Source organism: Variovorax sp. GW821-FHT10C12 (assembly GCF_059415405.1).
In genome coordinates, this window is sequence record NZ_JBWKNE010000002.1 from 129,467 (window position 1) to 142,258 (window position 12,792).

Annotated in this window: 10 protein-coding genes; 9 read left to right on the forward strand and 1 reads right to left on the reverse strand. The window is 67.3% G+C overall.

Annotated elements, in window-relative coordinates; translation table 11 throughout:
- Positions 1–31 precede the first annotated feature (31 nt).
- The 3 genes from serA (at position 32) to AC07OH_RS13825 (ending at position 5,759) form a co-directional block, all read left to right on the forward strand.
- Positions 32–1,264 carry a phosphoglycerate dehydrogenase gene (gene serA / locus AC07OH_RS13815; RefSeq protein ID WP_495301059.1) on the forward strand — a complete coding sequence of 411 codons (1,233 nt, stop codon included), beginning with the start codon at positions 32–34 and terminating at the stop codon, positions 1,262–1,264.
- Positions 1,265–1,446: 182 nt separating this feature from the next.
- Positions 1,447–5,325 (forward strand): DUF3683 domain-containing protein, encoded by a 3,879-nt coding sequence (locus tag AC07OH_RS13820; protein ID WP_495301060.1) that lies wholly within the window; start codon positions 1,447–1,449, stop codon positions 5,323–5,325.
- Positions 5,322–5,759 carry an HIT family protein gene (locus AC07OH_RS13825; RefSeq protein ID WP_495301061.1) on the forward strand — a complete coding sequence of 146 codons (438 nt, stop codon included), beginning with the start codon at positions 5,322–5,324 and terminating at the stop codon, positions 5,757–5,759. Before AC07OH_RS13820 ends, AC07OH_RS13825 begins: the two co-directional genes overlap by 4 nt.
- Positions 5,760–5,774: 15 nt before the next feature.
- Here the strand turns inward: AC07OH_RS13825 and AC07OH_RS13830 are convergent, their stop codons facing one another.
- Positions 5,775–6,545, reverse strand: a complete 771-nt coding sequence (locus tag AC07OH_RS13830) for a hypothetical protein (RefSeq protein ID WP_495301062.1) — start codon at positions 6,543–6,545, stop codon at positions 5,775–5,777.
- A 106-nt stretch (positions 6,546–6,651) separates the two neighbouring features.
- On the opposite strand from AC07OH_RS13830, the gene AC07OH_RS13835 reads away from it, so the two are divergent.
- The 6 genes from AC07OH_RS13835 to AC07OH_RS13860 all read left to right on the forward strand — a co-directional run bounded on the left by AC07OH_RS13835 (position 6,652) and on the right by AC07OH_RS13860 (position 12,767).
- The gene (locus AC07OH_RS13835; protein ID WP_495301063.1) at positions 6,652–7,065 is read left to right on the forward strand and encodes a gamma-butyrobetaine hydroxylase family protein; all 414 of its coding nucleotides are present in this window, start codon (positions 6,652–6,654) and stop codon (positions 7,063–7,065) included.
- Positions 7,066–7,237: 172 nt separating this feature from the next.
- Entirely contained in the window at positions 7,238–7,969 is a 732-nt protein-coding gene (gene ubiE / locus AC07OH_RS13840; RefSeq protein WP_070063595.1) for a bifunctional demethylmenaquinone methyltransferase/2-methoxy-6-polyprenyl-1,4-benzoquinol methylase UbiE, read from the forward strand.
- 41 nt (positions 7,970–8,010) lie between these two features.
- A complete protein-coding gene (locus AC07OH_RS13845; RefSeq protein ID WP_489059753.1) occupies positions 8,011–9,015 on the forward strand; it encodes a Tim44 domain-containing protein in 1,005 nt (334 codons plus the stop codon).
- 164 nt (positions 9,016–9,179) lie between these two features.
- The gene (locus tag AC07OH_RS13850; protein ID WP_495271175.1) at positions 9,180–9,737 is read left to right on the forward strand and encodes a ubiquinone biosynthesis accessory factor UbiJ; all 558 of its coding nucleotides are present in this window, start codon (positions 9,180–9,182) and stop codon (positions 9,735–9,737) included.
- Positions 9,734–11,299 (forward strand): ubiquinone biosynthesis regulatory protein kinase UbiB, encoded by a 1,566-nt coding sequence (gene ubiB / locus AC07OH_RS13855; protein WP_495301064.1) that lies wholly within the window; start codon positions 9,734–9,736, stop codon positions 11,297–11,299. The genes AC07OH_RS13850 and ubiB overlap by 4 nt, the downstream gene beginning before the upstream one ends.
- A gap of 19 nt (positions 11,300–11,318) precedes the next feature.
- The gene (locus tag AC07OH_RS13860; protein WP_495301065.1) at positions 11,319–12,767 is read left to right on the forward strand and encodes a high affinity choline transporter 1; all 1,449 of its coding nucleotides are present in this window, start codon (positions 11,319–11,321) and stop codon (positions 12,765–12,767) included.
- The last annotated feature ends 25 nt before the right edge of the window (positions 12,768–12,792 follow it).

The window sequence follows — 12,792 nt, forward strand, 5'->3', positions numbered from 1 at the left end:
TCGCCATGGCCGGGGCCTCCTCGAGTACGTCATGAGCAGCAAAACCTCCCTCGACAAAAGCAGGATCAAGTTCCTTTTGCTCGAAGGCATTCACCCCTCGGCCGTGGAGGTGCTGCGCGCCGCCGGCTATACCAACATCGAGTCGCTGCCGGGTGCATTGCCCGACGCCGAACTCAAGGCCAAGATCGCCGACGTGCACTTCGTGGGCATCCGCTCGCGCACCCAGCTGACGGCCGACGTGTTCGCAGCCGCGCACAAGCTGGTGGCGGCCGGGTGCTTCTGCATCGGCACCAACCAGGTCGACCTCGAAGCCGCCCGCGAACACGGCGTGGCCGTGTTCAACGCCCCGTATTCCAACACCCGCTCGGTGGCCGAGCTGGTGCTGGCCGAAGCCATCCTGCTGCTGCGCGGCGTGCCCGAGAAGAGCGCCGTGGCGCACCGTGGCGGCTGGCTCAAGTCGGCCGACAACGCCTTTGAAATCCGCGGCAAGACGCTGGGCATCGTGGGCTACGGCTCCATCGGCGCGCAGCTGTCGGTGCTGGCCGAGGCGCTGGGCATGCACGTGGCCTTCTACGACGTGGTCACCAAGCTGCCGCTGGGCAACGCCCGCCAGGTGCGCGAGCTGCACCAGTTGCTGGGCCAGAGCGACATCGTGACCCTGCACGTGCCCGAGACGCAGGCCACCCAGTGGATGATCGGTGCGGCCGAGATCGCCGCCATGAAGCCGGGATCGATCCTGATCAACGCCTCGCGCGGCACCGTGGTCGAGATCGAAGCACTGGCCGGGGCGCTGAAAGACAAGAAGCTGCTGGGCGCCGCGATCGACGTGTTCCCGGTGGAGCCGCGCAGCAACAAGGACGAGTTCCAGTCGCCGCTGCGCGGGCTGGACAACGTGATCCTCACGCCGCACATCGGCGGCTCGACCATGGAGGCGCAGGCCAACATCGGGCTCGAAGTGGCCGAGAAGCTGGTCAAGTACAGCGACAACGGCACCTCGACCTCGTCGGTCAACTTCCCCGAGGTGGCGCTGCCGGCGCACCCGGGCAAGCACCGCCTGCTGCACATCCACCGCAACGTGCCGGGCGTGCTGTCCGAGATCAACAAGATCTTCTCGGACAACAACATCAACATCTCCTCGCAGTTCCTGCAGACGAACGAGAAGGTCGGCTATGTCGTGATGGATATCGACGCGGCCTCGTCCGACCTGGCGCTGGAGAAGCTGGCCAAGGTGAACGGGACGATTCGCAGCCGCGTGCTGTTCTAAGCCCCTTGTCTTTCCCCCTCTCCCTCGGGAGAGGGCGGGGGTGAGGTCCGGCGGCCTCCACGGCAGGCATCGGGCCTGCCATAGGGAATAGCGGAACGGGAAGGGCAAAGACCCCAAGGCCTGCCCTAAAATCCACCCCCCGGCTACATGGGCGCGCAGCGCCTGGCCAAGGGCCCCACCCGATGAATGCTCCGACCGCGTTGAATACGCTGTTGTCACAGGCCGCAGAGCCTGTACGACTGCGCGAGATCCCTTACAACTACACCAGCTTCTCCGACCGGGAGATCGTGCTTCGCCTGCTGGGCGAACGCGGCTGGGACCTGCTGCAGACCCTGCGCGCCGAGCGCCGCACCGGCCGATCGGCGCGCATGCTCTACGAGGTGCTGGGCGACATCTGGGTGGTGCAGCGCAACCCCTACCTTGTCGACGACCTGCTCGACAACCCGCGCCGCCGCGGCCAGCTGGTCGACGCCCTGCGCCACCGCTTGGGCGAAGTGCAGAAGCGCCGCACCCCCGACAGCGACCTGCCGCGCGACCAGCTGGTGGGCGAGCTCACCGGCCTCGTCAGCCAGGCCGTCGCCGCCTTCGACGACACCTTCCGCGAAGTCGCCGCCCTGCGCCGCAAGGCCACGCGCGTGCTGCGCCGGCTCACGGCCAAGGACAACATCAAGTTCGACGGCCTCTCGCGCGTGTCGCACGTGACCGACGCCACCGACTGGCGCGTCGAATATCCGTTCGTCGTGCTGTGCCCCGACACCGAGGCCGAGATGGCCTTGCTGGTCAAGGGCTGCATCGAGCTGGGCCTGACCATCATTCCGCGCGGCGGCGGCACCGGCTACACCGGCGGCGCGATCCCGCTGACCTGGAAGAGCGTGGTCATCAACACCGAGAAGCTCGAGGCCATGACCGAGGTCGAGCACGTGCCGATGCCCGGCCTGGCCGCTCCCGTGCCCACCATCTGGACCGAGGCCGGCGTGGTCACCCAGCGCGTGGCCGACGCGGCCGAGCGCGCGGGCTTCGTGTTCGCGGTCGACCCGACCTCCGCCGAGGCCTCGTGCGTCGGCGGCAACGTCGCCATGAACGCCGGCGGCAAGAAGGCCGTGCTCTGGGGCACGGCGCTGGACAACCTCGCCTCGTGGCGCATGGTCACGCCGCAGGCCGAATGGCTCGAAGTGACCCGCATCGGCCACAACCTGGGCAAGATCCACGACGCCGAGAGCGCCCTGTTCGAGCTGCAGTACTTCGCCGCCGACGGCAAGACCAAGCTGCGCACCGAGCGCCTCGACATTCCCGGCAAGACCTTCCGCAAGGAAGGCCTGGGCAAGGACGTGACCGACAAGTTCCTCTCGGGCCTGCCGGGCATTCAGAAAGAGGGCTGCGACGGCCTCATCACCAGCTGCCGCTGGGTGGTGCACAAGATGCCGGCGCACACGCGCACCGTGTGCCTCGAATTCTTCGGCAACGCGAAAGACGCGGTGCCCAGCATCGTCGAGATCAAGGACTTCATGTTCGCCGAGCAGAAGCGCTCGGGCGTGCTGCTGGCCGGCCTCGAGCACCTGGACGACCGCTACCTCAAGGCGGTCGGCTATGCGACGAAATCGAAGAAGCACGGCGGCCTGCCGAAGATGGTGCTGTTCGGCGACATCGCCGGCGACGACGCCGATGCGGTGGCGCGCGTCACCTCGGAAGTGGTGCGCATCGCCAACTCGCGCAGCGGCGAAGGCTTCATTGCCATCAGCCCCGAGGCGCGCAAGAAATTCTGGCTCGACCGCAAGCGCACGGCCGCCATCAGCAAGCACACCAACGCCTTCAAGATCAACGAAGACGTGGTGATCCCGCTGCCGCGCATGGCCGAGTACAGCGACGGCATCGAGCGCATCAACATCGAGCTGTCGCTGCAGAACAAGCTGGCGCTCACCGATGCGATCGAAGCCTTCCTCACGCGCGGCAACCTGCCGCTGGGCAAGACCGACGACGCGCACGAGATTCCTGCGGCCGAGCTGCTGGAAGACCGCGTGGCGCAGGCCGTGGCGCTGGTGCACGAGGTGCGCGCGCTGTGGGCCGGCTGGCTGCAGAACGTCGATGCGTTGTTCCCGCAACTGCAGGACCACACGCTGCGCGCCAGCTGGAAGACCCAGCTGCGCCAGCCGCTGCAAGAAATTTTCTCGGGCGCCGAGTTCGGGCCGATCCTGGCCGAGTGCACCGCCATCCACAAGCAGGTGCTCAAGGGCCGTGTGTGGGTCGCGCTGCACATGCATGCGGGCGACGGCAACGTGCACACCAACCTGCCCGTGAACAGCGACAACTACGAGATGCTGCAGACCGCGCACGCCGCGGTGGTGCGCATCATGGCGCTGGCACGCAGCCTGGACGGCGTGATCTCGGGCGAGCACGGTATCGGCATCACCAAGCTCGAATTCCTGAGCGACGAAGAGCTGCGTCCGTTCACCGAATACAAGGCCCGGGTCGACCCCGAAGGCCGCTTCAACAAGGGCAAGCTGCTGCGCGCGCCCGCCGGGCAGGCGCAGACGCTGCACGCTGACCTGACCAATGCCTACACGCCGAGCTTCGGCCTCATGGGCCACGAGTCGCTGATCATGCAGCAGAGCGACATCGGTGCCATCGCCGACAGCGTGAAGGACTGCCTGCGCTGCGGCAAGTGCAAGCCGGTGTGCGCCACGCATGTGCCGCGCGCCAACCTGCTGTACAGCCCGCGCAACAAGATCCTCGCGACCTCGCTGCTGGTGGAGGCCTTCCTCTACGAAGAGCAGACGCGGCGCGGCATCAGCATCAAGCACTGGGAAGAGTTCGAGGACGTGGCCGACCACTGCACCGTGTGCCACAAGTGCCTCACGCCGTGCCCGGTGAAGATCGACTTCGGCGACGTGTCGATGAACATGCGCAACCTGCTGCGCAAGATGGGCCAGAAGAGCTTCCGCCCCGGCAACGCGGCCGCGATGTTCTTCCTGAACGCGACCAATCCGCAGACCATCAAGGCGGTGCGCGCCGGCATGGTGGGCATCGGCTTCAAGGCGCAGCGCATGGCCAACGACCTGCTGCGCGGCCTCGCGAAGAAGCAGACCGGCGCGCCGCCGGCCACGCTCGGGCCTGCGCCGATCAAGGAGCAGGTGATCCACTTCATCAACAAGAAGATGCCGGGCAACCTGCCGAAGAAGACGGCGCGCGCGCTGCTCGACATCGAGGATGCCGACTACGTGCCGATCATCCGCAACCCGAAGTCGACCACCTCGGAAACCGAGGCGGTCTTCTACTTCCCGGGCTGCGGGTCGGAGCGCCTGTTCTCGCAGGTCGGGCTCGCCACGCAGGCGATGCTCTGGCACGCGGGCGTGCAGACCGTGCTGCCGCCGGGCTACCTGTGCTGCGGCTATCCACAGCGCGGCAGCGGCCAGTTCGACAAGGCCGAGAAGATGATCACGGACAACCGCGTGCTCTTCCACCGTGTCGCCAACACGCTCAACTACCTCGACATCAAGACCGTGGTGGTGAGCTGCGGCACCTGCTACGACCAGTTGCAGGGCTACCAGTTCGACAAGATCTTCCCGGGCTGCCGGATCATCGACATCCACGAGTACCTGCTCGAAAAGGGCATCACGCTCGCCGATGCAGGCGGTGGCGGCTACCTGTACCACGACCCCTGCCATTCGCCGATGAAGCAGCAGGACCCGATGAAGACCGTGAAGGCGCTGGTCGGCGACAACGTGCTCAAGAACGACCGCTGCTGCGGTGAGTCGGGCACGCTGGGCGTGTCGCGGCCCGACATCTCGACGCAGATCCGCTTCCGCAAGGAAGAAGAGCTGAAGAAGGGCGAGGCCGCGCTGCGCGAGAGCGGCAATGTCGGCGCGACCGACAACGTGAAGATCCTCACCAGCTGCCCGAGCTGCCTGCAGGGCCTCTCGCGCTACGGCAACGACCTGAACAACGGCCTGCTCGAAGCCGACTACATCGTGGTCGAGATGGCCAACAAGCTGCTCGGCGACGACTGGATGCCCAACTACGTGGCGGCCGCCAACCAGGGCGGCATCGAGCGGGTGCTCGTATGACGGCGGTGGCCGGTTGCCCGCTGTGCGACGCGCCCGGCGGGCGCATCGTGTTCGAGGGCGCGAAGCTGCGCGTGATCCATGCGCAGGAAGTAGGCTTTCCGGCCTTCTATCGTGTGGTGTGGCGCGACCATGCGGCGGAGTTTTCCGACCTCGACGCGGCCGACCGCGTGCTGTGCATGGAGGCGGTGGTGCGCGTGGAGCAGAGCCTGCGCGACGCGCTGGCGCCCACCAAGCTCAACATCGCCGCGCTCGGCAACATGGTGGCGCACCTGCACTGGCATGTGATCGCGCGCTTCGACTGGGACAGCCATTTTCCCGGTTCGGTCTGGGCCGCCGTACAACGGACCGCGCCGGCCGAACGGCTGGCCGCCGTGCAGGCGCTGCTGCCGCAGGCGGAGGCCGACATGGTCCGCCGGCTCGCGACGCTGGCCTGAGGCCTTCGTTTCTTCTCAGCTGGCCGCGGCGACCGTCTTGCGGTCCGCGCAGGCCTGCTTGAATTCCGGCGTGGCGCGCGTTTCCTTCGAGAAGCGCTTCGAGGCCACGCTGCCATCCCTGCACACGCGATCGAGCTCGGCCTGCGCGCTCTTGTTGCCCGCATGCGCGGCGTGGGCCAGCAGGCGTACCGCATGGAAGGGCAGCGCGCCCGAGCTGCCGGACGATGCGGTGGTGGTTGCTGGCTGTGGTGTTGCTGCGGCCTTGACGGGTTCGGCTGGCAGCGTGCGTGCGGTGCCCGCCGAGGTCGGCAGGCGCTCGACGGCGGTGAAGTCGCCGCTCTTGCCGGCGCGCTCGACCATCTGCCGGTAGCTGTCCATCATGAACGACGTGTCCTTGGGCGTGAGCTCCTTCGCCGGCTTGGCGAGGTAGGCCGCCACCTCGGGCGGCAGCGCGGCGTTCACGGCGCTCAGTTCGTGCGCGCCGCCGAAGCCCCGCGAGCCGACCTGCGCGGCATGCGCCGCATCGTCGCCCAGCGCCATCGCACCCTTGGCGGCCACGCCCGTCGCGCCTTCGGCCGCCACTGCACCGGCGCCGACCGCCGCGCCCTTGCCCGCCACGCCGGCCGCCTTGCCGGCGGTCGCGGCCTTGCCTGCCGCCTTGCCGATCAGGCCCCAGAAGGCGTGGGCGGGTGGGGCGAGGGCGGCGCTCGCGAGCGCTGCGCAGAGGACGAGGGCGGCCCGGTTCGGACGCGACAGGAGGAGGGTAAAGCGTGTGCGTGACGGCATGCTGCGATGCTAAGCGCAGGCGGCCGGCACGCTGGCGCGCAGCGCGCGGCATACTGCGCGAGTCCCACCCCTTTTCTCTTTTTCTCTTCTTCCGAACGGATTCCCCATGGCAGGTTTGCAAGCCGGCGCGCCGACGCCCCAATCGATCACCGTGCACGGCCAGTCGCGCGTGCTCGAGGTCGGCTTCTCGGACGGCGTCACCTTCCGCATCCCCTTCGAGCTGATGCGCATCTACTCGCCGTCGGCCGAAGTGCAGGGCCACGGCCCGGGGCAGGAGGTGTTGCAGACCGGCAAGCGCGAGGTCGACCTGGTCGGGCTCGAGCCGGTCGGCAACTACGCCGTGCAGCCGGCCTTCAGCGACGGCCACAACTCCGGCATCTACACCTGGAGCCTGCTCTATGACCTGGGCGCCCGGCAGGCCGAACTGTGGGCCGACTACGAGCGGCGCCTGGCCGCGGCCGGCGTGGACCGCGATGCGCCGATGGCCGACAAGGGCGGCCACGCCTGCAGCAGTCACTGAGCGTCGCCGGAACCGAGGGTAAACATACCCTGTTGCTATTGAAAAGATAGCCTTACAGATAGCAAAGACGCGCGTTGCGGCGGCCCTCCGTTGGAGGAAAAAGCAACAAATGTCCGCCGTGCCTGCGGGGTCGTCGCCTTGAAGGAATGCCTTCCGGCCTAACATCCACCGCATGAGTACAACCCACTTCGGCTTCGAGAAAGTCGACGAAAGCGAGAAGGCGCAACGCGTTCGCGGCGTCTTCGACTCGGTGGCCTCGCGCTACGACATCATGAACGACCTGATGTCGGCCGGACTGCACCGGGCCTGGAAGGCCTACACCGTGATGGTCGCGAACGTGGGCGAAGGCTCGCGCGTGCTCGACATCGCGGGCGGCACCGGCGACCTCGCGCTTGCCTTCTCGAAGAAGGTCGGCGCCACGGGCCAGGTGGTTCATACCGACATCAACGAAGCCATGCTGCGCACCGGCCGCAACCGCCTGCTCGACGCCGGCGTGGTGCTGCCCACCACCGTCTGCGACGCCGAGAAGCTCCCCTTTCCCGACAACCACTTCGACGTGGTCACCGTGGCCTTCGGCCTGCGCAACATGACGCACAAGGACGTCGCGCTCAAGGAGATGAACCGCGTGCTCAAGCCGCGCGGCAAGCTGCTGGTGCTTGAGTTCTCGAAGGTCGCCAAGCCGCTCACGAAGGCCTACGACTGGTATTCGTTCAACGTGCTGCCGCGACTGGGCAAGCTCGTGGCCGGCGACGACGCGAGCTACCGCTACCTGGCCGAATCGATCCGGATGCATCCCTCGCAAGAGGAGCTCAAGACCCTCATGAAAGAGGGCGGTTTCGGACATGTGGACTATCACAACATGACGGGGGGAATTGCAGCCCTCCATGTTGGAATCAAGTGTTGATCACGATGACGACGCGAATTTTTCGCTCAAGAGGAGACGGCATGAAGAGTTTGGGTTCTTTGTTTTTGGCAGCAGCGCTGGTGCTGGGGAGCGTTCAGGCGGAAGCCGCACGCATGGGCGGCGGCAAGTCCGTCGGTCGCCAGTCGTCCAACGTGACGCAGCGCCAGGCCACGCAGCCCGCGGCCCCCGCGCAGCAGAACGCGACCAATGCGGCGCCCAAGCCCGCAACGCCCGCCGCCGCTGCACCGAAGCGTCCGTGGGGCGCAATGCTCGGCGGCCTCGCCGCCGGCCTGGGCTTGGCATGGCTCGCGAATTCGCTGGGCCTCGGCGCCGGCTTCGCCAACATCCTGCTGATCGCGCTGCTGGCCTTTGCTGCGCTCGCGGTGTGGCGCATCTTCAAGGCGCGCTCGGCCGCGTCGTCGGGCAATGCCAACCGCCAGGGCGCTTTCGCCTTCCAGGGCGCCGGCAGCCCCGCCGATGCACGCGCACCGGCCCAGTACAGCCCGGCCAACGTCGGCAACGACGCCTCGGCACGGCCGTGGGAGCGCAACGCCACCGCGTTCGATGCCGCACCGGCATCGCACGGCAGCAGCCTGTCGGCCGCGGGTGCCGCAGCCGGCGGCAGCATGATCGGTTCGGCGCTTGCCGGTTCGCAGTCCTGGGGCATCCCCGCAGGCTTCGATGCCGACGGCTTCCTCACCGCCGCCAAGCGCAACTTCGTGACCCTGCAAGACGCCTGGGACCGCGCTGACGTGTCGATGCTGCGTTCCATGATGACCGACAGCATGGTCGAAGAGATCCGCACGCAGCTGGCCGACCGCGCCAGCCACACGGGCGGTGCGCTCAACAAGACCGAGGTCGTGATGCTCGACGCCAAGCTGCTGGGCATCGAAGAGCTGCCCGACGCCTACATGGCGAGCGTGGAGTTCTCCGGCATGATCCGCGAAGACGCGTCGGCAGGCCCGGCCCCGTTCCGCGAAGTCTGGAACATGACCAAGACCGGCAGCGCCGGCTGGCTCGTCGCAGGCGTGCAAGCGCTGCAGTGAAGTAAAAGGCTCGCCCCCAGGCTCCGCGCACTGCGTGTCGCTTCTCCAACCCCCTACCGGGGGCAACACCTGCGGCCCGGCAAAGCCGGTTCCGCGGTGTTTATGAAAGGAGACGATGCAGTTCACGGGTTACGGGGCGCAGCACTGACGGGATAATGGGGACCATGGCTACACCATCGTCCCCTTTTTCTTTGCTCGGCGACCTGTTCAACCGCATCGGCGAACGCCTGCAACCGCCGGCCTGGGCCGTCCACGAGATCCAGCACCGCGCGGTCCTGTTCCTGAACCACGTGCTGCAGCAGGAGCCCGAAGCGCAGCAGCGACTGCTGCGCCAGCAGGGCCGGGTGGTGCGCTTCCAGTGGCGCTTCGTGACGATGGAACTGGTGGCCACGCCGGCCGGCCTGCTCGACCTGGCACCTGCCGGCTCCACGCCCGAACTCACGCTCACCGTGATCGATGACTCCCCCCTCGACATCGCCCGAGCCACGCTGCGCGGCGACAAGCCTTCCGTGCAGATCGTCGGCGACGTGCAGCTCGCGGCCGAGGTCAACTGGCTGGTCGACCACGTGCGCTGGGACGTCGAGGACGACCTGGCCCGCGTGATCGGCGACGTGCCCGCGCACACGCTGGGCAACGGCGTGCGCCGCGTGGTGGGCGCGCTGCGCCAGTTCGTCGGCGACCGCTCGGCCCGTGCCGGCGGTGCGGCGGGCCACGCCGAATGAGTCGCTTCTATCGCGGCCTGTTCATCGTCTGGGTCGCACTGCGCTATGGCCTGGACGAGCTCGTGCTCACGAGCTTCCAGAAGCCCTGGCTGCGCGTGGTGGCACGCATTGTCTCCGTTGGACGCAACCTTGACGCGCCGCGCGGCCAGCGCCTGCGCGAGGCGCTGGAGCGGCTGGGCCCCATCTTCGTGAAGTTCGGCCAGGTGCTGTCCACGCGCCGCGACCTGCTGCCGCCCGACATCGCCGATGAGCTGGCCTTCCTGCAGGACCGCGTGCCGCCGTTCCCCTCGGCGGTGGCCATTGCGACCATCGAGCGTGCCTTCCGCCGTCCGGTGAGCGACGTGTTCGTGCAGTTCGACGAAACGCCCATTGCCAGCGCGTCGATCGCGCAGGTGCACTTCGCGACCATCCGCACCAACCAGGGCGAGATCCGCGACGTGGCGGTGAAGGTGCTGCGCCCCAACATGCGCGGCGTGATCGAGAAAGACCTCGCGCTCATGGCCATGATGGCCGGCTGGATCGAAGGCCTCTCGGCCGACGGCAAGCGCCTGAAGCCGCGCGAGGTGGTCGGCGAGTTCGACAAGTACCTGCACGACGAGCTCGACCTTGTGCGCGAGGCGGCCAATGCCGCGCAGCTGCGCCGCAACATGGCCTCGCTCGACCTGGTGTTGATCCCCGAGATGTTCTGGGACTTCTGCCACCCCGAGGTGATGGTGATGGAGCGCATGAACGGCGTGCCCATTGCCCAGCTCGACAAGCTGCGCGCGGCCGGCGTCGACATTCCCAAGCTTGCGCGCGACGGCGTGACGATCTTCTTCACGCAGGTGTTCCGCGACGGCTTCTTCCACGCCGACATGCACCCGGGCAACATCCAGGTGAGCCTGGCGCCCGAGACCTTCGGTCGCTACATCTCGCTCGATTTCGGCATCATCGGCACGCTCACCGAGTCCGACAAGGAGTACCTCGCGCAGAACTTCGCGGCCTTCTTCCGGCGCGACTACAAGCGCGTGGCCGAGCTGCACCTGGAGAGCGGCTGGGTGCCGCAGGGCACGCGCATCGACGAGCTCGAGGCCGCGATCCGCACCGTGTGCGAGCCCTACTTCGACCGGCCGCTGAAGGAGATCTCGCTGGGCATGGTGCTGATGCGCCTGTTCCAGACCTCGCGCCGCTTCCATGTCGAGATCCAGCCGCAGCTCGTGCTGCTGCAGAAGACCCTGCTGAACATCGAAGGCCTGGGCCGCAGCATCGACCCCGAGCTCGATCTCTGGGCCACGGCCAAGCCTTTCCTCGAGAAGTGGATGCTCGACCAGATCGGGCCGAAGAAGCTGTTCCAGCAGCTGCGGGCCGAGGCGCCGCGCTACGCGAAATTGCTGCCGCAATTGCCGCGTCTGCTGCACGATTTCCTGGAAAATCGGCCGCCCGATCACCGTCGCGAGTTGCAGGAACTGCTGGCCGCGCAGAAGCGCACCAACCGGCTGCTGCAGGCCATTCTCTATGGCGGCGTCGGATTCGTCCTGGGTTTGCTCGCCATGCAGCTGCTGCTGCGCGTGCGTTTGTTCTAGAGGCTGGAGGAGTTTTGCCGTGTTGTTGACGCTGGTCATCGTCTATCTGCTGGTCACCATCGCCATCGGCCTGTATGCGGCCAAACGGGTGAAGAACACCACCGACTTCGCGATCGCGGGGCGGCACCTGCCGCTGTTCATGATCATCACGACCACCTTCGCGACCTGGTTCGGGTCCGAGACGGTGCTCGGCATCCCGGCCAAGTTCATCGAGGGCGGCCTCAGCGGCGTGGTCGAAGACCCGTTCGGCGCGGGCACCTGCCTGATCCTGGTGGGCCTGTTCTTCGCGGGCAAGCTGTACCGCATGACGCTCCTGACCATCAGCGACTACTACCGCGAGCGCTACGGCCGCAGCGTGGAAGTGGCCTGCTCGCTGATCATCATGCTGAGCTACCTGGGCTGGGTCTCGGCGCAGGTCACGGCGCTGGGGCTGGTGTTCAACGTGCTGTCGGCCGGCGCCATCAGCATCCCGCTGGGCATGGTGATCGGCGTGGTCTCGATCCTGGCCTACACGCTGTTCGGCGGCATGTGGTCGGTGGCCGTGACCGACTTCATCCAGATGATCATCCTGGTCGTCGGCCTCGCGGTCATCGCGATGTTCGCGGGCGACATGGCCGGCGGCGCCGACAAGGTGGTGGCCTTCGCGGTCAGCAAGGACCTCTTCAAGTTCTGGCCCGAGCCGAACTGGCACGACATGGTGTTCTTCTTTGCCGCGGCCATCACGATGATGCTGGGCTCCATTCCGCAGCAGGACGTGTTCCAGCGCGTGATGTCGGCCAACAGCGTCAAGGCCGCCACGCGCGGCCCGGTGATCGGCGGCGTGGCCTACATCCTGTTCGCCTTCGTGCCGATGTTCCTCGTGGCCAGCGCGCTGCTCATCATGCCGGAGGAGGTGGCCGTGCTGCTGAAGGAAGATCCGCAGAAGGTGCTGCCCACGCTGGTGCTGCAGAAGATGCCGTTCGTGATGCAGGTGCTGTTCTTCGGTGCGCTGCTGTCGGCCATCAAGTCGACCGCCTCGGCCACCTTGCTGGCGCCCAGCGTCACCTTCACCGAGAACATCTGGCGCCAGTTCCGTCCCGCCGGCACCGACCGCGAGAACCTGATGACCATGCGCATCACGGTGCTGCTGTTCAGCGCCGCCGTGCTGGCCTACGCGATCCGCATGCAGGGCACGCCGATCTACGAACTGGTGTCGGGCGCCTACCAGGTGCCGCTGGTCGGGGCCTTCGTGCCGCTGGTGTGCGGCCTGTACTGGCGCCGCGCCACCACCCAGGGTGCCATCACCTCGATCGTGGGGGGCATCGGCGTCTGGCTGCTGTTCATGGCCATGCCCTGGGGCACCGCCTTCCCGGCCCAGCTGGCGGGCGTGCTGTCCTCGTTCGCGGGCATGGTCATCGGCTCGCTGCTGCCGCAATGGATAGCGAACACTCACACGCCGCACCGCCTCCTGGCGACCGAGCCGGCCTGACGGCGGGCAGGGCCGCAGCCTCGCG

Coding starts and splice junctions, on each gene's coding strand:
- AC07OH_RS13830 (WP_495301062.1), bottom strand. CDS start 6,545: ATGCCGTCACGCACACGCTTTACCCTCCTCCTGTCGCGTCCGAACCGG.
- serA (WP_495301059.1), top strand. CDS start 32: ATGAGCAGCAAAACCTCCCTCGACAAAAGCAGGATCAAGTTCCTTTTG.
- ubiB (WP_495301064.1), top strand. CDS start 9,734: ATGAGTCGCTTCTATCGCGGCCTGTTCATCGTCTGGGTCGCACTGCGC.
- AC07OH_RS13850 (WP_495271175.1), top strand. CDS start 9,180: ATGGCTACACCATCGTCCCCTTTTTCTTTGCTCGGCGACCTGTTCAAC.
- AC07OH_RS13845 (WP_489059753.1), top strand. CDS start 8,011: ATGAAGAGTTTGGGTTCTTTGTTTTTGGCAGCAGCGCTGGTGCTGGGG.
- AC07OH_RS13835 (WP_495301063.1), top strand. CDS start 6,652: ATGGCAGGTTTGCAAGCCGGCGCGCCGACGCCCCAATCGATCACCGTG.
- AC07OH_RS13825 (WP_495301061.1), top strand. CDS start 5,322: ATGACGGCGGTGGCCGGTTGCCCGCTGTGCGACGCGCCCGGCGGGCGC.
- AC07OH_RS13820 (WP_495301060.1), top strand. CDS start 1,447: ATGAATGCTCCGACCGCGTTGAATACGCTGTTGTCACAGGCCGCAGAG.
- ubiE (WP_070063595.1), top strand. CDS start 7,238: ATGAGTACAACCCACTTCGGCTTCGAGAAAGTCGACGAAAGCGAGAAG.